The organism is Pseudomonas sp. P20 (genome assembly GCF_016463925.1).
In the GTDB taxonomy this organism is placed as follows: domain Bacteria; phylum Pseudomonadota; class Gammaproteobacteria; order Pseudomonadales; family Pseudomonadaceae; genus Pseudomonas; species Pseudomonas aeruginosa.
In genome coordinates, this window is sequence record NZ_JAEMVM010000002.1 from 246,262 (window position 1) to 266,234 (window position 19,973).

Annotated in this window: 19 protein-coding genes; 8 read left to right on the forward strand and 11 right to left on the reverse strand. The window is 68.8% G+C overall.

The genetic code is table 11. From position 1 onward, the window contains the following. Window position 1 precedes the first annotated feature (1 nt). The 5 genes from JHD77_RS02145 (at window position 2) to JHD77_RS02165 (ending at window position 5,520) form a co-directional block, all read left to right on the forward strand. Window positions 2–919, forward strand: a complete 918-nt coding sequence (locus JHD77_RS02145; RefSeq protein ID WP_003090974.1) for an AAA family ATPase — start codon at window positions 2–4, stop codon at window positions 917–919. Then, on the forward strand, window positions 919–1,872 hold the full coding sequence (locus JHD77_RS02150) for a DUF58 domain-containing protein (protein WP_031756750.1): 954 nt from the start codon (window positions 919–921) through the stop codon (window positions 1,870–1,872). The genes JHD77_RS02145 and JHD77_RS02150 overlap by 1 nt, the downstream gene beginning before the upstream one ends. Then, entirely contained in the window at window positions 1,869–3,875 is a 2,007-nt protein-coding gene (gene tgpA, locus JHD77_RS02155) for a protein-glutamine gamma-glutamyltransferase TgpA (protein ID WP_023517768.1), read from the forward strand. Before JHD77_RS02150 ends, tgpA begins: the two co-directional genes overlap by 4 nt. Beyond that, complete coding sequence (locus JHD77_RS02160; RefSeq protein ID WP_003101680.1) at window positions 3,872–4,642, forward strand: CHAD domain-containing protein; 771 nt, start codon at window positions 3,872–3,874, stop codon at window positions 4,640–4,642. Before tgpA ends, JHD77_RS02160 begins: the two co-directional genes overlap by 4 nt. An 80-nt stretch (window positions 4,643–4,722) precedes the next feature. Next, complete coding sequence (locus JHD77_RS02165) at window positions 4,723–5,520, forward strand: acyl-CoA thioesterase (protein WP_003090970.1); 798 nt, start codon at window positions 4,723–4,725, stop codon at window positions 5,518–5,520. 8 nt (window positions 5,521–5,528) lie between these two features. On the opposite strand, the gene JHD77_RS02170 is transcribed toward JHD77_RS02165, so the two are convergent. The 5 genes from JHD77_RS02170 to JHD77_RS02190 form a co-directional block, all read right to left on the reverse strand. Continuing rightward, a complete protein-coding gene (locus tag JHD77_RS02170; protein ID WP_023095418.1) occupies window positions 5,529–7,106 on the reverse strand; it encodes a GGDEF domain-containing protein in 1,578 nt (525 codons plus the stop codon). A 9-nt stretch (window positions 7,107–7,115) separates the two neighbouring features. Further along, window positions 7,116–7,604, reverse strand: a complete 489-nt coding sequence (locus tag JHD77_RS02175) for a hypothetical protein (protein ID WP_023084131.1) — start codon at window positions 7,602–7,604, stop codon at window positions 7,116–7,118. 86 nt (window positions 7,605–7,690) lie between these two features. After that, entirely contained in the window at window positions 7,691–8,050 is a 360-nt protein-coding gene (locus JHD77_RS02180) for an Mpo1-like protein (protein WP_003110282.1), read from the reverse strand. A 125-nt stretch (window positions 8,051–8,175) separates the two neighbouring features. Further along, a complete protein-coding gene (locus tag JHD77_RS02185; protein WP_003110283.1) occupies window positions 8,176–9,648 on the reverse strand; it encodes a methyl-accepting chemotaxis protein in 1,473 nt (490 codons plus the stop codon). 138 nt (window positions 9,649–9,786) lie between these two features. Next, window positions 9,787–10,590, reverse strand: a complete 804-nt coding sequence (locus JHD77_RS02190; RefSeq protein WP_009876725.1) for a TatD family hydrolase — start codon at window positions 10,588–10,590, stop codon at window positions 9,787–9,789. A gap of 246 nt (window positions 10,591–10,836) precedes the next feature. Between JHD77_RS02190 and JHD77_RS02195 the strand changes: the two genes are divergently transcribed. Together JHD77_RS02195 and JHD77_RS02200 are read left to right on the forward strand one after the other, a co-directional pair. Further along, window positions 10,837–12,267, forward strand: a complete 1,431-nt coding sequence (locus JHD77_RS02195; RefSeq protein WP_003114749.1) for a transglycosylase SLT domain-containing protein — start codon at window positions 10,837–10,839, stop codon at window positions 12,265–12,267. A 98-nt stretch (window positions 12,268–12,365) separates the two neighbouring features. Continuing rightward, window positions 12,366–12,800 carry a DoxX family protein gene (locus JHD77_RS02200; protein ID WP_003090958.1) on the forward strand — a complete coding sequence of 145 codons (435 nt, stop codon included), beginning with the start codon at window positions 12,366–12,368 and terminating at the stop codon, window positions 12,798–12,800. 166 nt (window positions 12,801–12,966) lie between these two features. On the opposite strand, the gene JHD77_RS02205 is transcribed toward JHD77_RS02200, so the two are convergent. The 3 genes from JHD77_RS02205 to thpR form a co-directional block, all read right to left on the reverse strand. Continuing rightward, window positions 12,967–13,989: a lipase secretion chaperone gene (locus JHD77_RS02205; RefSeq protein ID WP_031756748.1), complete on the reverse strand. Its 1,023-nt coding sequence runs from the start codon at window positions 13,987–13,989 to the stop codon at window positions 12,967–12,969. A gap of 49 nt (window positions 13,990–14,038) precedes the next feature. After that, on the reverse strand, window positions 14,039–14,974 hold the full coding sequence (lipA, locus tag JHD77_RS02210) for a triacylglycerol lipase (RefSeq protein WP_003104192.1): 936 nt from the start codon (window positions 14,972–14,974) through the stop codon (window positions 14,039–14,041). 195 nt (window positions 14,975–15,169) lie between these two features. After that, a complete protein-coding gene (thpR, locus tag JHD77_RS02215; RefSeq protein ID WP_003119863.1) occupies window positions 15,170–15,718 on the reverse strand; it encodes an RNA 2',3'-cyclic phosphodiesterase in 549 nt (182 codons plus the stop codon). 176 nt (window positions 15,719–15,894) lie between these two features. Here thpR and JHD77_RS02220 point away from each other — a divergent pair, with 176 nt between their 5' ends. Then, a complete protein-coding gene (locus JHD77_RS02220; protein ID WP_003104187.1) occupies window positions 15,895–16,212 on the forward strand; it encodes a hypothetical protein in 318 nt (105 codons plus the stop codon). Between the two features lie 12 nt (window positions 16,213–16,224). Here the strand turns inward: JHD77_RS02220 and greB are convergent, their stop codons facing one another. The 3 genes from greB to JHD77_RS02235 are packed head-to-tail and all read right to left on the reverse strand — an operon-like array spanning window position 16,225 to window position 19,967. Beyond that, window positions 16,225–16,731: a transcription elongation factor GreB gene (gene greB / locus JHD77_RS02225; RefSeq protein ID WP_003090951.1), complete on the reverse strand. Its 507-nt coding sequence runs from the start codon at window positions 16,729–16,731 to the stop codon at window positions 16,225–16,227. 51 nt (window positions 16,732–16,782) lie between these two features. Then, window positions 16,783–19,275 (reverse strand): ABC transporter permease, encoded by a 2,493-nt coding sequence (locus tag JHD77_RS02230; RefSeq protein ID WP_191519461.1) that lies wholly within the window; start codon window positions 19,273–19,275, stop codon window positions 16,783–16,785. Window positions 19,276–19,283: 8 nt separating this feature from the next. Next, the gene (locus JHD77_RS02235) at window positions 19,284–19,967 is read right to left on the reverse strand and encodes an ABC transporter ATP-binding protein (RefSeq protein WP_003119866.1); all 684 of its coding nucleotides are present in this window, start codon (window positions 19,965–19,967) and stop codon (window positions 19,284–19,286) included. Between the last annotated feature and the right edge of the window lie 6 nt (window positions 19,968–19,973).

Sequence of the window (19,973 nt, forward strand, 5' to 3'; positions counted from 1 at the left end):
GATGCTGAACACCCTGGAAGCCTGCCTGAAGGCGGTCGATGAGATTCTCCTGGGCAAGGACCGCCAGGTGCGCCTGGCCCTGGCCTGCCTGCTGGCCCGTGGGCACCTGTTGATCGAAGACCTGCCGGGGATGGGCAAGACCACCCTCAGCCATGCCCTGGCGCGGGTGCTCGGGCTCAGTTTCCAGCGCATCCAGTTCACCTCGGACCTGCTGCCGGGCGATATCCTCGGTACCTCGGTGTTCGACAAGGACAGCGGGCAATTCGTCTTCCATCCCGGGCCGATCTTCGCCGAACTGGTGCTTGCCGACGAGATCAACCGCGCCACGCCGAAAAGCCAGAGCGCCTTGCTCGAGGCGATGGAAGAAGGCCAGGTGACCATCGAGGGCGCCACCCGGCCCTTGCCGGAACCGTTCTTCGTCATCGCCACGCAGAACCCGGCCAGCCAGGGCGGCACCTTCTCCCTGCCGGAATCGCAGCTGGATCGCTTCCTGATGCGCCTGTCGCTGGGCTACCCCGGACGCGCGGCGGAACGCTCGCTGTTGCTCGGCGAAGCCCGGCGCGATCTGCTGCCGCGCCTGGAACCCTTGCTCGACCACGCGGCGCTGGCCGCTTTCCAGGCCGAAGTGCCGAAGGTCCGCGCCAGCGATGCGCTGGTGGACTACGTGCTGCGCCTGGTCGAAGCGACCCGCACGCAGCCGGCCTTCGCCCTCGGCCTGTCGCCGCGCGGTAGCCTGGCGTTGCTCGCCGCGGCGCGTGCCTGGGCGCTGCTGGCGGGACGCGACTATGTGATTCCGGAAGACGTCCAGGCGGTGTTGCCGGCGGTCGCCGGGCATCGCCTGCGCGACCAGGCGGACCCCACCGGGCACGGTGGCGGCGCGCTGGTGCAATGGCTGCTGCGCGAAGTCCCGGCGCTCTGATGCGCCTGCGCAACTGGCCGCGCTGGCAGCGCTGGCTGAACCGACGGATACCGCCGGCGAGCAGCGTCGAGCTGAACCAGCGCCGCGTATTCATCCTGCCGACCCGCCAGGGCGGCGCTTTCGGCCTGGCGCTGCTGGTGATGCTGCTGGCGGCGATCAACTACCAGAACAGCCTGGCCTACGGGTTGACCTTCCTGCTGCTGTCCCTGGGCGTGGTGACCATCCTCCATACCTATCGCAACCTTGCCGGCCTGCGCCTCACCGCGTTGGGAGCGGACCCGGTGTTCGCCGGCGAGCGCGCCGGTTTCCGGGTGCGCCTGGAAAGCCCGCGGCGGGCGCGCCAGGCCATCGCCGTCGGCTGGCCGGAGCGGCCGCTGGAATACGCCGACCTGGCAGGCGACGCGGCTGCCGAGGTGCTGCTGTTCCACCCGACCGAGCGACGCGGCTGGCTGCGGCCGGGGCGCCTGCGGGTGGAGAGTCGCTTTCCCCTCGGCCTGCTGGTGGCCTGGAGCTGGGTCGACCTGCGCCAGCAGGCGCTGGTCTACCCTCGGCCGCTGGCCGGCGAGCCGTTCCTCGGGCCGGGCGCGGAGGATGCCGAGGACCAGGGGCGCGCGCTGGCGAGCGCGGGCGTCGACGACTACCAGGGACTGCGCGCCTACCAGCCTGGCGACTCGCGGCGGCGCCTGCACTGGAAGGCGTTTTCCCGTGGCCAGGGGCTGCTGGTGAAGTACTTCGCCGCGCTCGGTGGGGAAGACTTGTGGCTGGAATTCGAGCGCCTCGGCGGGGATCTCGAAAGTCGCCTGGGCCGCTTGTGCCATGCAGTCCTGGAACTCTCCGCGCGGCAGCAGCCCTATGGCCTGGCGCTGCCCGGCACACGCCTGCAACCGGCCAGCGGCGAGGCCCAGCGCGAGGCCTGCCTGCGTGCGCTAGCGTTGTTCGGAGCGGCGCGATGAACGCGATTCCGCGGGTCGCGCTGGTCTGGCTGCTGGTGGCGCAGGTACTGGTGATCCTGCCGCACCTGGCCTACATGCCGCTGTGGATCGCGGCCATGTGGCTCGGTTGCGCGGCCTGGCGGGTGCAGGTCTTCCGCATGCGTGCCGGCTATCCGCGCGCCTGGGTCAAGCTGGCCCTGGCGCTGCTCGCCGGGGCCGGGGTCTGGTTGTCGCGCGGCAGCCTGGTGGGCCTGGACGCGGGGGCGGTGCTGCTGATCGCCGCGTTCATCCTCAAGCTGGTGGAAATGAAGACCCGCCGCGATGCGCTGGTACTGGTGTTCCTCGGTTTCTTCGCAGTGGTGGTGGGCTACCTGTTCGACGACGGTTTCCTCGCCGCGCTGTACAGCCTGCTGCCGGTGACCGCGTTGCTGGCGGCGCTGATCGGCTTGCAGCAGAGCGCTTTCGCCAGCCGGCCCTGGCCGACCCTGCGGCTGGCCGGCGGGCTGTTGCTGCAGGCGCTGCCGCTGATGCTCCTGCTGTTCCTGTTCTTCCCCCGCCTGGGGCCGCTGTGGTCGTTGCCGATGCCCGGCAACAAGGGGGTCACCGGACTCTCGGAGAGCATGGCGCCAGGGGATATCGCCGAGCTTGGGCGCTCCGCCGAACTGGCGTTCCGGGTCCGCTTCGAGGGCGCACCGCCGCCGCGCGAGCAGCTCTACTGGCGCGCCTTGACCATGGAGCGTTTCGACGGACGACGTTGGGCTCAGGCGCCGCAATGGTCGGGCGAGGATGCTATGCACTGGCAGAAGCGTGGCCCCGAGCTGCGCTACGATGTGATCATGCAGCCCAGTTCGCAGCCCTGGCTGTTCGCCCTCGACGTGGCGCAGACCGACCAGACCGACACGCGCCTGATGAGCGATTTCCACCTGCAGCGGCGGCAGCCGGTCGAGCAACGTCTGTTCTACCGAGCCAGTTCCTGGCCACAGGCGCTGCGCGAGTCCAGCATCGATCCGCGCATGCGCTGGCGCAACCTGCAGTTGCCGATGCACGGCAATCCGCGCGCGCGCGCCCTGGCCGAGCAACTGCGCCAGGCCCATGCGCAACCGCAGGCACTGGTCGCGGCCCTGTTGCAGCGCTTCAACCGCGAGCCCTTCGCCTACACCCTGAAACCGCCAGCGACCGGTGCCGACGGGGTGGATGATTTCCTGTTCGACACGCGCAGCGGCTTCTGCGCGCATTACGCCGGGGCGATGGCTTTCGTCCTGCGCGCCGCGGGCATTCCTGCGCGAGTGGTGGCCGGCTACCAGGGCGGCGAGCTGAATCCGGCGGGCAACTACCTGCTGGTGCATCAGTTCGACGCCCACGCCTGGGTCGAGTATTGGCAGCCGGAGCAGGGCTGGCTGAGCGTCGACCCGACCTACCAGGTGGCGCCCGAACGGATCGAACAGGGGCTGGAGCAGGCCCTGGCCGGGGACAGCGAGTACCTCGCCGACGCGCCGCTGTCGCCGTTGCGCTACCGTGGCCTGCCCTGGCTCAACGACATGCGTCTGGCCTGGGACAGCCTGAACTACGGCTGGCAACGCTGGGTCCTGGCCTACCAGGGTGAGCAGCAGGGCGCCTTCCTGCAGCGCTGGTTCGGCGGGCTCGATCCGACCCGACTGGGCCTGTTGCTCGGTGCCGCGGCGATATTGTCGGTCGGTCTGCTCGCGCTGTTCCTGCTCAAGCCCTGGCAAGGCCGTGACGATCTGCGCAGCCGCCAACTGCGCCGCTTCGAACGCCTGCTGGAGATGCATGGCCTGCGCCGTTCCCCCGGCGAAGGGCTACGCTCCTACGGCGAGCGCGCCGCCCGCGTCCTGCCGGCGCAGGCGCCAGCCATCGCGGCCTTCGTCGGCGCGTTCGAAGCGCAACGCTATGGACACGGCGGTGCCGATGATCCAGGGTTGCGTCTGCGCGCATTGCGCCGGGCGCTGCCCTGGCGCCTGGTGCGCACGCCCACGCGGGATGGCCGGGGAGAGGAGCAGGCATGACGGGGTTCATCGATGAACTGCTGGCCGAGGTGATCGGCCAGCAGGTGGCGTTGATGTCGGCGGTCGCCCGCCTGGAGGCGCGCACGGATGGCGAGGCACTGCACGACCTGCGCATCGCCCTGCGCCGTCTGCGCAGCCTGCTGCGGCCGATCCGCGGAGTCCCCGGCGTCGAGGAGCTGGAGCATGCCGCCGCCGAGGTCGGGCGGCTCAGCGGGCCGATCCGCGACCTGGAGGTGCTGCTGCCGGCGCTCGCCGCCGAAGGGCTGCGGGATGCGCTGGCGGTGCGCCGGCCGGTGCTGGAGTCCGGCTACGTGGCGGTTCTCGCCAGCCAGCCGCTGCACCGCCTGCAGCTTTGCCTGGACGTCTGGCCGGCCCTGTTGCGTACGGCCCAGCGGCATGCCGTGCTGGATGGCCTGCACGGCCGGGTGCGCAAGCGCCTGCGCCGGCAATGGAAGACCCTGCGCGCCGAGCTGGCGGACACCACCTACGAGCACTGGCACCCGCTACGGCTGCGGATCAAGCGCGTGCGCTACGGGCTGGAGGCCTATCCGCACGATTGCAGCATTCCCGGCTCGCTGCTGGCGCCGCTCAAGGCGGCCCAGTCGGCGCTGGGCGATTGGCACGACCTCGAACAGTGGCTGTTGCGATGCCAGCGCGAGCCGGACCTGGCGCCCGTGCGCGAGGTCTGGACGGCACGCTTCGAACTGGCCCGGGAGCGTGCCGGACGGGCCCTGTCGACATTGCAGCAGGCGCTTGCCGAGCGCTGAGGCCGCCGGTATTCCGATCGGCTTTTTCCCAAGGATCGCCTCGCCTAAGATGGGCCCTCGAATCCCCTCGCGAGGCACACATGAATTTTTCCGAATTGATCCAGGCGGTCCGCCGCGACCCTTCCTCGGTGGTAGTACCGGCCAGTTGGGGCCAGGGCCGCGCCACCTTCGGTGGCCTGGTGGTGGCGTTGGCCTACGAGGCCATGCTTGCGGTGGTCGAGGCGGGGCGTCCGTTGCGCTCCATCGGCGTCAGCTTCGTCGGACCGCTGGCCCCCGAGCAGCCGGCGAGCTTCAGCGCCCGGTTGTTGCGCGAGGGCAAGGCGGTGAGCCAGGTACAGGTCGAGGTCCGTCAGGGCGAGCAGGTGGTGACGCTGGTCCAGGCCAGTTTCGGCGTCGCCCGCGCGTCGGCGGTGGCGGTGGAAGCGTTGCCGGCGGCCGGGATGAAGGGCCCCGAAGAGAGCCAGGAGCTGCCCTATATCCGTAACGTGACCCCGGAGTTCACTCGCTACATCGCCATGCGCTGGGCAGTGGGCGGCCTGCCGTTCTCTTCGAACAAGTCGCGCCAGATGGGCGGCTGGATGCGTTTCCGCGACGAACCCGAGGGAGAGCCCATGGAGGTTTCCCACCTGCTGGCGCTGCTCGACTCCTGGCCGCCGGCGCTGTTGCCGCACCTGGGCACCCCGGCGATGGCCAGCTCGCTGACCTGGACCGCCGAGTTCCTCCAGCCGCTGCCGCAGCAAGGCAGCGGCGACTGGTGCCGTTACCTGGCGGAGATCGAGGAGGCGCGCGACGGCTACGGCCACGTGGCGGCGCGGATGTGGAGCGCCGACGGCCAGTTGCTGGCGATCAGCCGGCAGATGGTCACGGTGTTCGGCTGAGGCGCATGTCAGGCGGGCGCGTACTCGGTGCGGTTGCGCCCGCCGCTCTTGGCCTGGTAGAGCGCGCTGTCGGCGCGCACCAGCAGGCTTTCCAGGTCGTCCCCGGCGTCCCTGCGCAGGGCGACGCCGATGCTCACGGTCATCCGCAGCGGTTCGCCGTCGGGATTGCTCACCCGTAGCGCCTCGACGCCGGCGCGCAGCCGTTCGGCGACGTCCAGCGCCTGGTCCAGGCTGACCTCTGGAAGCAGCGCGGCGAATTCCTCGCCGCCCAGGCGACCGAGCAGGTCCACCTCGCGCAGGCCCTGGCGCAGGGTCTCGGCGACACGTTGCAGGGCGCGGTCGCCGGTCAGGTGGCCGTGGCTGTCGTTGATGTTCTTGAAGTGGTCGATGTCCAGCATCAGCGCCACGCAGGGGTGGCGGAAGCGTTCGGCGGCCTTGAGCATGAGTTCCGCCTGGTGCAGGAACGAGTGGCGGTTGTGCAGGCCGGTGAGGGTATCGGTGCTGGCCAGCAGGCGCAGTTCCTGCTCCATGGCCTTGCGCCGGCTGATGTCGTAGCACCAGATCAGGGTCGCCGGCTCGCCGTCGATTTCCAGGTGGCGCGCGCAGATCACCGCCCAGCAAGGCGTTTCCCCGCATAGCTGGGCTTCCCAGCCATCCACCTGGCCGCGCGCCTCCAGGGCGTTCTGCAGGCGGCTGTATTCGCTGGTGCTGGCGAACAGCCGGGGCAGGTTGAAGTCGTCCTGGGCCTGGCAACCCAGGCGCTTGAGCAGGCGTGGGCTGACGTAATGGATGCTGGCGCCGCAGGCGCTGAGCAGGACCACGTCGCTCGGGCTGGCCTCGAGGATGAAATGCAGCAGCGCCTTGCCTTCGCTGAGCTGGCGGGTGCGCTCGCCGACGCGTTTCTCCAGGGTGGCGTTAAGCTCGATCAGATGCCCGGCCAGTTGCTGTGCGCGTTTGAAGTCGGTGACCAGGCGCAGCACCAGCAGGGCACCGCCGGCACCGATCCCGAGCAGCGCCCAGAACAACGCGTAGAACGCCCGGTGCAGGCGCTTGCGGTCGACGTCCAACTGGTTGGTCAGGGCGATGTTGCTGGCAACGACGATCTGGTGGGTCGGTTCGAGCAAGGGCGGAACCTGCTGGACGATCTCCGCGGCCAGGCGGCGCGCGGCGACGGGATCGCCCCAGGGGGCCTGGTCCGACCAGCGATCGCTGAGCTCGATCAGGCGTTGCAGGGTGGCCTGTACCTCCGGACGCGGTTCGGCGAGATGCCTGAACAACGACTGGCGGCGCAGCGGCGCGATCAGGCTGGCGAGGACTTCGAGACGGATCGCCAGGTCGTCGGCTTGGCCTTCGCCGCTCTCGGTGTGCCGCGCGGCGTCCAGCGTGCGATCCAGTTCGGCGCGCAGCGAGTAGGTCTGCCACAGCTCGTTGTGCAGGTTCGGCTGGGCCAGTTGCTGGGCCTGGCGCACCGCCAGCCACAGCGCAGCCCCGGCGATCAGCGCCATGAGCAGCACCAGGCCGAGCAACAGCCCCATGATCTGGCGTTGCCGGCGCAGCTTTGTCGGATCGAGCAGCGGCACAGTCATGTCCGTTACTTACTCAAGAGTGATGGAGCTGACCTGCCAGACGGTACGGTTGTAGTAGACCTGGTTTCTCAACTCAGGATAGCGGGCCATCGGGTAGATGATGAAAAGCGGTCCGCGTTCGCGGATCGCCATGTAGGCGCCGTTGCGGCGATAGGCGAGGATGGGCTGGTAGCTGTCGAGGTCGCTGTACGGGATGATCGCCGAGTAGTCGTTCAGCGCCAGCACGCGCAGGCGCGTGGGCGGCGCCAGGTCCAGGTGGCGCAGCAACAGGCTGAGGCGCACGCCTTGCCAGCGGGCGTTGGCCTCGCCGGGGAGCTGGGCTTCCAGGGTCTCGCTGGGCAGGGCTTCGAGGTCGGACAGGGTCAGCCGTACGGGAGCGTCGCCGGACCGCTGCAGGGTGACGATCGGACGTCCGCCCAGCGGCACGGGCTCCGCGGCCTGGGCAAGAGGCAGCCCCAGGCAACAGAGAAAGACGATTAATTGACGCATTGACGGCATGTTGTCGGTCCACGACAGGATTCCGTCGATTATATCGGCAGCGTCGCGCTAAAACTGAAGGGCTGTGCAAAATCCCGGACGAACTGTCACTTATGCCGTTCGCGCCAAGCCCGCCACCAGGCGCCGCTGAGGACGAAGCGGGGGAAGGTGACGAACTGCTCGACGAGCAGGCGACTGACAGCGTCGCGCCGATCGCTGAATGGCTCGGGTGCCTGTTTCTCCAGCGCGTGTCCCTTGGCCTGGATCGCCAGGCCGGCGCCGATGCCGATGACACCGAGCACCACCTGCAGCAGGTCCAGGCCGAACAGGCCGCCGAGCAGCAGGATCGCAGCGACGATGAACAGCGGCACGGCGATCAGGTGCAGGACCAGGTTGGTCGGGTTGCGGTGGTTGGCGGCATAGCCGCGCCATTGCCAGGCGAGCAGGTTGGGATGACGTTTGCCCATGTTCTCGGTACTCCGTGACGGCGACCCGCGGGGCGGGTCGTTGCATGTCGTCGAGTCTAGGCGGGGTGCGGCAGCGCGGCGAATGATTCCTGCCTATCCGGGCGATAGGCAGGTGCGCCTGCGGATCAGAGGCGTAGCTGGCCGATGGCGCGGGTCAGATCGCCCGCCAGGTCGACCAGTTGCTGACTGGTGGCCGCCGACTCGACGGTCTGCTGCACGGTGAGTTCGGTGACGTCGCGGATGCCCACCACCGAACGGGTCATCTCTTCCGCGACCTGGCTCTGCTGTTCCGCGGCGACGGCGATCTGCGTGTTGCTTTCACGCATCTGCGCCACCGCGTTGGCGATCGCCGCCAGCGCCTCGCCGGCGTCGCCGGCCTGGCTGACGCAACCGTCGGCCTTGAGCGAGCTTTCCTGCATGAACTCCACGGCGTCGCGGGTACCCGACTGCAGGGCGAGGATCATCTGGGTGATCTCGTCGGTGGAGTCCTGCACGCGACGGGCGAGGTTGCGCACCTCATCGGCCACCACGGCGAAGCCGCGGCCCATTTCCCCGGCCCGCGCGGCCTCGATGGCGGCGTTGAGGGCAAGCAGGTTGGTCTGTTCGGCGATGCCGTGGATCACGTTGACCACGCCGCTGATCTTCTGGCTGTCCTCGGCCAGCTTCTGGATCATCTCGGCGGTGTCCTGGACGCCCTGGGACAACCCGGCGATCGACGCGCTGACCCGGCTCACCGCCTGCTGGCCGGCGCCGGCCAGGCGGTCGGCTTCCTGCGACTGGTCACGGGTGTCGGCGGCGTGCTGGGCGATATGGAAGACCGTGGTGGACATCTCGTTGATCGCGGTGGCGGTCTGGTCGGTCTCGCTCTGCTGGCCGAGCATGCCCTGGCGTACCTGGCCCATGCTGCGGGCCAGCGCCTGGGCGCCTTCGTCGAGCTTGGTAGCGGCCGCGGCGACGGTGCCGACGATGCGCTGGTAGCCGGCCTGCATGGCGTTGAAGGCACTGGCCATCTGGCCGACTTCGTCGCGTCCCTGCAGCGGTACGCGAGCGGACAGGTCGCCGCTCTTCTCGACGTGCAGCATCACGTCCTTGAGGGTATGCAGGTGGGTGAGGATGAAGCGGATCAGCAGTTGCGAGGCCGCCAGCAGCGCCAGCATCAGCACCAGCACGGCGACGGCGTAGGCGCCGGCCCGGTCGGCGAAGACCTGCCACAGGTCGCTGGCCGGGGCGAGCACGGCGAAGCGCTGGCCGGAGCCGGTCTGGCCGACCCAGGCGCCGAGCAGCGGGGTATCGCCCTGGCGCGCGCCGGACAACTCGATCCAACCCTGCCCCTTGCCCAGCGCCTGGGCAGCGGTGCCGCCCAGGCTCGCGGCCTGTTCCAGCGGCAGCAGGTTGCTGCGGGCGGGCAGGGCGCTGCCGGCTGGCCAGCTCTGAACCAGCTCGCCCTCGGCGGCGGCGGCGCGCTGGGCGGAAGCGTTGCGCCCGGCGGCTTCCTGCTGCATGGCGAACAACACCAGCAGCAGGGTGGTGAAGAAGGCCACCGCGTTGACGGCCCAGAACTTGTATTTCAGTGGAATGTCGCTGATCCAGGTGCCCATAGGGGGATTTCTTCTTATCGGCAAGCTAATGGCAAGGCGCCATTATCTTGAAAGCTGAGTAAGGGGCAATCGTTGATGCGGGTCAACGAGACCGTTCGTCAGCTTAGCGGCCGATCCGCCGGGAGCTTGAGGGCGATCTCAGTCGATCGTCGGCAGGCCGAAGAACGCCCGCGCCGCGGCGCTGGTGTGAGCGGCCAGGCGCTCTGAGCTCTCGCCGCGATGGCGGGCCACGCAGTCGAGCACCTCGACCAGGTAGGCCGGCTCGTTGCGCCCGTTCTTCGGCTTCGGCCGCAGGCTGCGCGGCAGCAGGTAGGGCGCGTCGCTTTCCAGCATGAGACGGCCGACCGGGATCTCGCCTACCAGATCATGCAGGTGGGTGCCGCGGCGCTCGTCGTTGATCCAGCCGGTGATGCCGATGTGCAGGTCGAGGTCGAGGTAGCCATACAGCGCCCGGCGCTCGCCGGTGAAACAATGTACGACGGCGGCCGGCAGGCGATCGCGGAAGTCGCGCAGGATCGCCAGCAGGCGCTCGCTGGCGTCGCGTTCGTGGAGGAACACCGGACGCTGTAGCTCGACGGCCAGTGCCAGTTGTTCCTCGAGGGCCTTTTCCTGGGCCGGACGGGGAGAGAAGTCGCGATTGAAGTCGAGGCCGCATTCGCCCACCGCGCGTACCCGCGGGTCGTCGAACAGGGCGCGCAGGCCGCGAGCGGTGTCGGCGTTCCAGTGGCTGGCCTCGTGGGGGTGGACGCCGGCGGTGGTAAACAGCCGGCCGCCCTCGTCGAGTTCGCCGCAGAGCTGCAGCGCCTGTTCGCTGTCGGCCAGGCTGGTGCCGGTGATGACCATCTGCACCACCCCGGCGGCGCGCGCGCGGGCGAGCAGTGCTTCACGTTCCGGGGCGAAGCTGGCGTGGGTCAGATTGACGCCGATATCGATGAGTTGCATGGTGCCTTCCTGGAATTCGCAGCGAGGCGGCGCCCCCTCGATCGCGCCGGACCCGCCGGGAGATGGGTGGCAAACCGCTTGTAGAACAATCCGTTATAATCGCAGATCGGGTTCTTCGGCGCCCGGATTATCTACCCAATGCCTCCGTTTGCAGCCGCTGTCGGAGAGGAACTTGCCAAGACTGCCATGCTCTGATTGATCCGGTCCCCCGGAGAGGGACATCGAGCCTGGCCTCTGGAGACCTGGATGACGCGTCTGTTGCTGCTTTCGCTTTGCCTGCTGGTGCTCGCACCCTTGCCGGCGGCTGCGCGCATCACCGGCCAGCCGGACAACTGGCACAGGGAACAGCCGGAGACCCGCGACCTGGCGAGCATCCGCCGCGCTGGCGTGCTCAAGGTGCTGGTCAACCAGAGCCGCAACAGCTCGGGCGAGGTGAAGGGCGAGCCGATCGGCGTCGAGTACCGTCGCCTGCGCGCCTTCGAGCAATACCTCAACAGCCGCTCGCCGTCCGCGCGGAACCTCACCCTCAAGCTCATACCCAAGCCCAAGGACCAGTTGCTTGCCGCCCTGCAGCGTGGCGAAGGCGACCTGGTCGCCCCCGGCGAACTGCTGCCGGCGCACGACGGCCTGCAGGTCAGCCCGAGCGCGCCGGTGCGCGCCGATGTGCCGCTGGTGCTGGTGGCGCGCAAAGGCAACCGGCGCTACACGCGCCTGGAGCAGTTGTCCGGGCGGACCATCCCGCTGCCGGCCGGCAGCGCCGCCGAGGGCGCCATCGAACTGGTCAACCAGCGCCTGGCGCAACGCCGCATGGCACCGATCCGTATCGAAAAGCTGGACGCTTCCCTGGCCGTCGAGGATGTGATGGAAATGGTCCAGGCAGGCATCCTCGGCTTCACCGTGGTCGAGCAGCCCATCGCCGAACGCTGGGCCAAGGTGCTGCCGAAGCTGCGCGTCGACCGCCACCTGGTGCTGGACAATCGCGCCGACATGGCCTGGTACGTGCGCCGCGATGCCAGCACCCTGCGCGCGACCATCGACCGCTTCCTCGCCGACTACCGCGCGCCGGCCGACCAGGACGTGGCTTTCCAGCGCGTCTACCGGCGCGCCTACAAGGTCCGCAACCCCCTCGGCGCGGCGGACCGCAAGCGCCTGGAAGCGGTCCGTCCACTGCTGCAGCGCTACGCGCGGCAGAGCAGCATGGACTGGCTGGCGCTGGCGGCGGTGGCCTACAAGGAGTCGCATCTGAACCCGAAGGCGCGCGGTTCCGGCGGCGCCAGCGGGCTGATGCAGATCACCCCGGCGGCGGCGCGCAGCGTCGGGGTCGGCAATGTGCACGACAAGGACAGCAACGTGCTGGCCGCCAGTCGCTACCTGACCAAGATCCGCAAGCAGTTCTTCTCCAGCAAGCACCTCGACGAACGCGAGCGCCTGGCGTTCACCCTGGCGGCCTACAACATGGGCCCGGAGCGGGTACAGAACCTGCGCACCCAGGCGCGTCGCCGGGGGCTCGATCCGAATCGCTGGTTCTTCCAGGTCGAGCGGGTGGCTGCGGAAGAGATAGGCATGGGTGTGGTGAGTTATGTCAGCAGCGTCAACAAGTACTACCTTGCATATGAGCGCGAACGGGTTCGCCTGGAGCCCGGGGTGCGTGCGAAGACGGCGACGGCTCAAAAATAATCTATAAATTCGATATTGATAACGCGTTTTTTACGGTTTTAATATCGAATTATCTTGCCTATAGTGTGCCCATCTTATCCCACACCTGAGGACGCACCATGAATCCACTGATCAAGACCATCCTGTCGACCAACGCCGGTGCCGGCCTGGCCATCCTGCGTATCGTCACCGGTCTTACCCTGATGTCCCACGGTTCGCAAAAGCTCTTCGGCATGTTCGGCGGCGCCGGCCTGAACGGCATGGCGCAGTGGTTCGAATCCATCGGCCTGACCCCTGGCTACCTGCTGGCGACCCTGGCCGGCAGCGCCGAGTTCTTCGGCGGCCTGGCGCTGGTGATCGGCCTGCTGGTGCGTCCGGCGTCGGTGGTGGTGGGCTTCACCATGATCGTGGCGATCTTCAGCGTGCACATCGGCAATGGCTTCTTCATCACCGACAACGGCTATGAATATGCCCTGACCCTGCTGATGATCAGCGTGGCGCTGCTGATCGATGGCGCCGGCAAGTTCTCGCTGGACGGCAAGCTGTCCCGCTGAACCGGGCTGGCGACGAAAAAGGGCGGACACCTTCGGGTGGCCGCCCTTTTTCGTTGCGGCGCGCAGCACAGGTTTCCGCCTCGCTGGCCACGCCAGGGCTGCACCCCTGAGGGTAGCGTTATCCGCCGAAGCGCCCTTCGCCGCGTTCTCGGCGTTTCCGTGCCGGTCAGCGCTGCTCGGCCTGGCGCATCTGTTCCAGCGCGCCCAGGCGCAAGCGTTCCTGTTCGCTGAAGCGCTCCTCGGCCAGGTGTTCGACCGCCGCGCGGCGGTCGGCTTCGCTCAGCCCGGCATTGCCTTCGATCCGGCTCTTCTCGGCGAAATAGTCGTCCAGCCGGCCCTTCCAGGCCGAGCGTTGCCGATCGAGTTGCTCCAGGCGGGTGGTGGCTTCGGCGCCCACCAGTTGCTGACGCATCTGGCGGATGGCTTCCGGGCCGGCGCCAGCGGCCTGGAGGGCGGCGGTCTGCTGCTGCAGTTCGCTTTGCAGTTGCGGCAGCACGCTTTCCTGCTGGTCTTCCGGCAGGCTGGCGCGCAGGCGGTCGATGGCGGCGGCCTTTTCCTCGGCGCTGAGCTTGCCATCCTGGCGGATCGCCAGGCGCTCCAGGGTGAACTGGTTGTAGGTTTCCTCGTCGGCGAAGAACGCCACGTGCGCTTCGTTGCTGAAGATCCGCGCGCGCAGGGCTTTCACCGCGGCTTCCCGCTGGCGCAGGGCGTCGAGGTCGGCCAGGCGCGGCAGGTCGCGTTCGAGCAGCACCAGTTCCTTCTTGTAGTCGATGTATTGCTGCATCAGCGCCAACGCCTGGCCGCGCGCCGGCTCCTGGAGTTCGGCGGCGATGTAGGCGCGCAGGCGGTCCAGGCTTTGCTGCAGGGGCTCTTCGCCGACGGCGCTGAGGAAGTAGTCGAACAGGTTGCGGATGTCGCGGGTGATCAGCAGGTTGCCGCTGGCGTCGACACTGAAACTGCCATCGACGCTGGTGCCCCTGAAGGAGGTTGGCAGCGGCGCGACCTTGGCCGGCATGACCTGGGGGGCCGGCACCGCTTCTCCCGCGGAGGCTGCTGGCGGGGCGTGGACTGCGCCCGCCTGCGCGCTGGCCGGGGGCGCCGTCTCGGGTGCGGGGGAAGGTTCCAGCCAGACGAACCAGGCCAGGCTGGCGGCGAACGCCAGTGGAATCAGCAGGAGGATTTTCTTCACGCGAGGGGGCTTCCGGGAAAGGGCCGGGGCCGAGGCCCCGGCCGGGGTCCTACAGGCTGGCGTTCTTCAGGCGGTTGGCGTGCTGGCGGTAGACGCTGACCGGGCTGGTCTCGAACAGGCTGGTGAGGCCGAAGACCTGGTTCACCTCGTCCAGGTGGTTCATCCGGTAGTTGTCGCGGATCACCATGCCCAGGTGCGAACTGCAGGTGCCGACCAGGCCGTCGTTGGCGGTGCCGTTCTTGAAGGTCAGCGACGAGGCGCCGAGGAAGGCGTCGCTCGGATCGAGGAAGTTGGTCAGCGGCGAGGAACCGCTCCAGGAGTAATAGCTCACGCCGTTGACCTTGTAGGCGCCTTCGCCGCAGGCCGAGGTGGGGATGCCCTGCGGGTACTTGGCGTTGAAGCGCGCGGCACCCTCGCTGTTCAGCGACTCCAGCGAGCCCAGTGAATTCTGCGTACCGGTGCTGCCGCTGGAAAGGAAGCTGATCAGCGCGCCGAGGCTGTTGACCAGCCCGGAGAGGATTGCCTCGCCGGCCGAACCCGGTGGGATCTGGCGCAGGAAGTCGGCGGTGTCCGAACCCTTGTGCGGGGCGCCGACGCTGGTGGCGGAAGCGATCAGGTCGGGACGTACGGCGGCGACGTAGCGGATGGTCGGCCCGCCGTGGCTGTGGCCGATCAGGTTGACCTTGGGCTGGCCGCTGAGGGCGACGATTTCCTCCACCTGTTGCAGCAACTGCTCGCCGCGGACTTCCGAGGTGTCCAACTGGCTGACTTCGGTGACGTAGACCTGGGCACCGTCACGGCGCAAGGCGCTGGGAATGCCGAACCAGTAGTCGACCCCGAGGATGTTGTCGAAGCCGAGCATGCCGTGGGCCAGCACGATGGGGTATTTGGTCTGGGTGTAGGTGCTGGCCTGGATCAGAGGGCTGGCAGCGAGAGAGGCGAGGCCGATGGCCAGGCCGAGGGGGAGCAGAGACTTCTTCTTCATGTTGTTCTCATCTCAGGTTGATGGGGCCGAGGGGCGCATCCTGCCAGCCATCGCCCGAATCCTTCCGGGAGAACCGCTTCGCTGTCCCTTGCGCAGGAACCGTGCCAGCTTCGGCTTTTTTCCTCCAGGCCAGGAAATCCGCGGCTTCCTGGCGGCCGGTCATAACCTGCGTGGCAGAGCGGAAGAGGCGGGTTGTTACGGCGCGAAACGCTCGTTTGAATCTTCCCCGCACAACGCCCAGCGACCGAGTGTGCGGTAGCGCACGCCCGCTGCGTCGTTTTGCGAGCAAAACAGGCTGAAATGGTCGACCTGCCATACGAAGGTTGGGGGTGGCGGGGCGTCCTCCAGCGGCGCGGCATCGCGAGCCAGGGTCAGATGGGCGCTGAATGAGCGGGTTTCCACGGGCAGCTCCAGTTCGGCAAGGCCGGAGCGCAGGGCGCGGCGCAGGCGCAGGAGGGCGCCGGGCGGTTGGCTGGGGGCCAGCAGCAGGATGCCGTTTCTCCAGCGCAGCAGGCGGTCGAGATACAGGTCGAAGGGCGCGGCCTCGATGGCCGCGGCCATGTCCAGCAGGGCCTCGAGCCGAGCGGACGGGACCTGCCCGAGGAAGGCCAGGGTCAGGTGCAGGTTCGCCGTCGCCACCTGGCGTCCGGGCAGTGGCCGGTCATCGCGCCACCGGCCGATCCGCTCGGCGAGGGGAGGTGGGCAGGGCAGGGCGAAGAACAGGCGAAGAAAGCGATCGGGCATGGGCGCCTCCGCGTGTTTCTTGACAGTCTCCATGCGGCTTTTCTAGGATGCGCGTGCGCCGATTTAAACAGCAACTTGCGGGGCGCCCGGCAGCAGCCGAAATACCGCTAAAGCGCTGGCTCGGTGTTGCCTCTCACCGCTGTCCAGCGGGACCGAAGAGGCGGAGACATGACGTCATGACCTGTCCCAGCACGCAATTGCGCCTGGCACCCATCACCACCGGCCTGGTCCGGCGGAACCCGAGGATTCTCCTCAGCGGCCCGCACCAGCCGACCCTCGTCCGTTACCTCGAAGGCTGGCCGAAGCGCTGGAACGGTTCGCGTACCTTCCTTATCCAGTTCGCCCAGGACGGCAAGGACCTGGCGCGCTTCCCCAGCGACGCGTTCGACTTCGCCGTGGTCCAGGCCCCCGAGGCGGAAGACCTGGACCTGGTGGTCCGGCAACTGATCCGGGTCGCCCGCCAGGGCCTGATCACCCGCCGCATCCTGCGCTGAGCGCGTGGCCTCTCAGGGCGCCGGCGGATACTCGATCTCGACGACGAACCAGAGCTTTTCCCCGGCCGGGGTGCGCACCAGCACCTCGGCGTCCAGCTCCTTGCCGACCAGTGCGCGGGCGAGCGGCGAGTCGATGCTGATCTGGTTGTTGCGCAGGTCCAGTTCGTCGGGGCCGACGATGCGATAGCGGGCCTGCTCGCCGTCTTCGTCTTCCAGGGTCACCCAGGCGCCGAAGTACACCCGGTTCGGATCCGCCGGCCGCTCGCCGACCACTTTCAGGTTCTCCAGGCGCTTGCGCAGGAAGCGCACGCGACTGTCGATCTCGCGCAGCATCTTCTTGCCGTAGATGTATTCGGCGTTTTCCGAGCGATCGCCGAGGGCGGCGGCTTCGCTGACCGCCTGGGTCACCTGGGGACGGCGCACGTGCCAGAGTTCATGCAGCTCTGCGCGTAACCGCGCGGCGCCCTCCGGAGTGATCAGCGGGGTGCCGGCGGTGCGCGGTGGACGATAGCGACTCATGGTTCGGGTGGTTCCACAAATGAACGGATGAAAGCCTGCCAGTGTATCCGATCAGCCCTCGCGCAGGACCCGCAGCGGGCTGCTGTTGAGGGCGCGACGGGTGCCCAGCAGGCCGGCGCCGCCTACCAGCACGGCGCCCACCAGAGGCAGCGCGAGCAACCAGGGATGCGCTTGCCACGGCAGGTCGAAGACCAGTCGGTAGAGCAGCAGGCTGACCGCCTCGCAGCCGAGCGCCGCGAGCAGGCCGCTGACTGCGCCGAGCAGGGCGAACTCGACCCGCCGGGTACGTTGCAGCAACTCGCGCTCGGCACCCAGCGCGCGCAGCAGGGCACCCTGGCGCACGCGCTCGTCGAGGGTCGCCTGGAGACCGGCGAAGAGCACCACGAAGCCCGCCGCGAGAACGAACACCAGCACGTACTCCACGGCCAGGGTGACCTGGTCGAGGATGCTCCGCAGCTGGCTCAGCAGGGCGTCTACCGGCAGCAGGGTGACGGTGGGGAAGGCGCGGGCCAGTTCGATCAGGTCGCGTTCCTTGCTGGCCGGCAGGTAGAAGCTGGTCAGGTAGGTCACCGGCAGGTCGGTCAGGGTGCCGGGCTGGAAGACCATGAAGAAGTTCGGCTGGAAATTGTCCCACTTCACCTTGCGCAGGCTCTGGACCTGGACCTCGCGATTCTGCCCGGCGACGCTGAAGGTGAGCCGGTCGCCGACCTGGATACGCAGGTTGGCGGCCAGCTTCTCTTCCACCGACACGCCCGGCAGGGCCCCCGGCTGCGGCGCGCTCCACCAGCGTCCGGCGGTGAGCTGGTTGCCGGAGGGCAGTCGCTCCGACCAGGTCAGGCCGAGGTCGCGCTGCAGGGCACGCTCGCTGCGCACGTCTTCGTCGAGCGCCTGGACCGGCTTGCCGTTCACCGCTACCAGGCGCCCGGGAACCATGGGGAACAGCGGCTCGGCGCCGGGGGAGAGCTTTTGCACGCGACGTTCGAAGGCGTCCTTTTCCGTCGGCAGGATGTTCAGGGCGAAATGGTTGGGGGCGTCCGGCGGCAACTGGGCCTGCCAGGTATCCAGCAGTTCGCCGCGAAGCAGGGCGATCAGGGCCATGGCCAGCAGGATCAGGCCGAAGGCCAGGCTCTGTCCGGCGGCGGCCAGCGGGTGCCGCAACAACTGGCCGAGTCCCAGCCGCCATGGCAGGCTGGCACGCGCCAGTGCCCGGCGCAGGCCGTTCAGGCCGAGCAGCAGGAGGGCGCCGAGCACCAGCGTGGCGACCAGGCCGCCGCCGAGCAGGGCGAGGGTCAGCTTCAGGTCGAGACTCAACCGCCACATGATCAGGCCCAGGGCGAGCAGGGCGCAGGCGTAGGCCATCCAGGTGCGCATCGGCACCGGCAGCAGGTCGCTGCGCAGGACCCGCAACGGCGGTACCCGGCCCAGGGCTGCCAGCGGCGGCAGGGCGAAGCCGGCCAGCGCTACCAGGCCGGTGGCGATCCCGGCGAAGGCGGGGAACAGGCCGCCGGCTGGTACGTCCGGCGGCAGCAGCGTGGCGAGCAGGCGGAACAGGCCGAGCTGTGCCAACCAGCCGAGCAGGGCGCCGATGGCGCTGGCGAGCAGGCCCAGCAGCAACAGTTGCAGCGCGTAGAGGAGCAGGGTTTCGCTGCGCGACAGACCGAGGCAGCGCAGCAGCGCGCTGGCGTCGTAGCGCCGTGCAGCGAAACGGGCGGCGGACAGCGCCACGGCGACGCCGGCGAGCAGCACCGCGGCCAGGCTGGCCAGGTTCAGGTAGCGCTCGGCACGGCCGAGGGCATCGCCCACCTGGCGGTTGCCGTCGCGGGCATCCTGCAGGCGCTGGTTGGCGGCGAGGCTGCCCTTGACCTGCTGGCGATAGGCCTGGAGGGCTTCCGGCGGGCCTTCCCACAGATCGCGGTAGCGCACCCGGCTGCCCGGCTGGACCACCCCGGTGGCATCGAGGTCGGCCAGGCTCATCATGGCGCGGGGCGTCAGGCTGTAGAAGTCGCCGGCGCGGTCCGGCTCGTAGGTGAGGATGCGCGCGATGCGCAGCGGCTTGCGGCCGATCTCGATGCTGTCGCCGACCTTCAGGTCGAGGCTGACCAGCAGGCGCGATTCGACCCATACCTCGCCCGCCTGCGGACGACCGCCGGCCTGCTCGGCGGCGAACGGCGCGGCAGCGCTCTTGAGCTGCCCGCGCAGGGGGTAGCGGTCGCCGACCGCCTTGATGCTGCTGAGCTGGATGCCCTGGTCGGTGGCGATCACGCTGGAAAACTCGACGCTGTCGGCGTGGCGCAGGCCCAGACGGGTGCCGCGTTCGATCTGTTCGGCGCTTGCCGGCTGGGTACCGTTGAGCACCAGGTCGGCGCCGAGGAACTCGGCGGCGCGGGCGAGCATGGCGCCGTTCAGGCGGGCGCTGAAATAGCCGATGGCGGTGCTCGAGGCGACCGCGATCAGCAGGGCGAAGAACAGCACGCGCAGCTCGCCGCTGCGCGACTCGCGGAACAATTGGCGACCGGCGAGGCTCAGCAGGCGGGAGAGGGGCACCGGCTTCATCAGGGTTCGACCCGGTCGATCAGGCGTCCGCTTTCCAGACGGATCAGGCGCCGGCAGCGATGCGCCAGACGTTCGTCGTGGGTAACCAGAACCAGGGTGGTACCGCGTTCGCGGTTGAGTTCGAAGAGCAGGTCGCTGATCCGCTCGCCGGTGGCGCTGTCGAGGTTGCCGGTGGGTTCGTCGGCGAACAGCACGTCCGGCTGCGCCGCGAAGGCACGGGCAATGGCGACCCGCTGCTGCTCGCCGCCGGAGAGCTGGCGCGGATAGTGGCCCAGGCGTTGGCCGAGGCCGACTCGCTCAAGCAGTTCTCTGGCGCGCTGGCGAGCGTCGGCGCGGCCTTCCAGTTCCAGGGGCAGCATCACGTTCTCCAGCGCATCGAGGCTGTCGAGCAACTGGAACGACTGGAACACGAAGCCTACATGGGCCGCGCGGACGCGCGCCCGCTGGTCCTCGTCGAGGTCGCCGAGGGCGTGCCCGGCGAGACGGACCTCGCCGCCGCTGGGCTGGTCGAGCCCGGCGAGCAGGCCGAGCAGGGTCGACTTGCCGGAGCCGGAGCTGCCGACGATCGCCAGGCTGTCGCCGCGGGCGAGGTCGAGGGAGAGGTCGTGGAGGATGGTCAACTTGCCTTCCGCGCTACCGACAACCTTGCTAAGGTTCTGCGCGTTGAGAATGCTGGCGCTCATGGAGGT

What these genes read in the sequence shown, in the direction of transcription:
- JHD77_RS02145 (WP_003090974.1), top strand. Translation starts at nt 2, where the DNA reads ATGCTGAACACCCTGGAAGCCTGCCTGAAGGCGGTCGATGAGATTCTC.
- JHD77_RS02150 (WP_031756750.1), top strand. Translation starts at nt 919, where the DNA reads ATGCGCCTGCGCAACTGGCCGCGCTGGCAGCGCTGGCTGAACCGACGG.
- tgpA (WP_023517768.1), top strand. Translation starts at nt 1,869, where the DNA reads ATGAACGCGATTCCGCGGGTCGCGCTGGTCTGGCTGCTGGTGGCGCAG.
- JHD77_RS02160 (WP_003101680.1), top strand. Translation starts at nt 3,872, where the DNA reads ATGACGGGGTTCATCGATGAACTGCTGGCCGAGGTGATCGGCCAGCAG.
- JHD77_RS02165 (WP_003090970.1), top strand. Translation starts at nt 4,723, where the DNA reads ATGAATTTTTCCGAATTGATCCAGGCGGTCCGCCGCGACCCTTCCTCG.
- JHD77_RS02170 (WP_023095418.1), bottom strand. Translation starts at nt 7,106, where the DNA reads ATGACTGTGCCGCTGCTCGATCCGACAAAGCTGCGCCGGCAACGCCAG.
- JHD77_RS02175 (WP_023084131.1), bottom strand. Translation starts at nt 7,604, where the DNA reads ATGCCGTCAATGCGTCAATTAATCGTCTTTCTCTGTTGCCTGGGGCTG.
- JHD77_RS02180 (WP_003110282.1), bottom strand. Translation starts at nt 8,050, where the DNA reads ATGGGCAAACGTCATCCCAACCTGCTCGCCTGGCAATGGCGCGGCTAT.
- JHD77_RS02185 (WP_003110283.1), bottom strand. Translation starts at nt 9,648, where the DNA reads ATGGGCACCTGGATCAGCGACATTCCACTGAAATACAAGTTCTGGGCC.
- JHD77_RS02190 (WP_009876725.1), bottom strand. Translation starts at nt 10,590, where the DNA reads ATGCAACTCATCGATATCGGCGTCAATCTGACCCACGCCAGCTTCGCC.
- JHD77_RS02195 (WP_003114749.1), top strand. Translation starts at nt 10,837, where the DNA reads ATGACGCGTCTGTTGCTGCTTTCGCTTTGCCTGCTGGTGCTCGCACCC.
- JHD77_RS02200 (WP_003090958.1), top strand. Translation starts at nt 12,366, where the DNA reads ATGAATCCACTGATCAAGACCATCCTGTCGACCAACGCCGGTGCCGGC.
- lipA (WP_003104192.1), bottom strand. Translation starts at nt 14,974, where the DNA reads ATGAAGAAGAAGTCTCTGCTCCCCCTCGGCCTGGCCATCGGCCTCGCC.
- thpR (WP_003119863.1), bottom strand. Translation starts at nt 15,718, where the DNA reads ATGCCCGATCGCTTTCTTCGCCTGTTCTTCGCCCTGCCCTGCCCACCT.
- JHD77_RS02220 (WP_003104187.1), top strand. Translation starts at nt 15,895, where the DNA reads ATGACCTGTCCCAGCACGCAATTGCGCCTGGCACCCATCACCACCGGC.
- greB (WP_003090951.1), bottom strand. Translation starts at nt 16,731, where the DNA reads ATGAGTCGCTATCGTCCACCGCGCACCGCCGGCACCCCGCTGATCACT.
- JHD77_RS02235 (WP_003119866.1), bottom strand. Translation starts at nt 19,967, where the DNA reads ATGAGCGCCAGCATTCTCAACGCGCAGAACCTTAGCAAGGTTGTCGGT.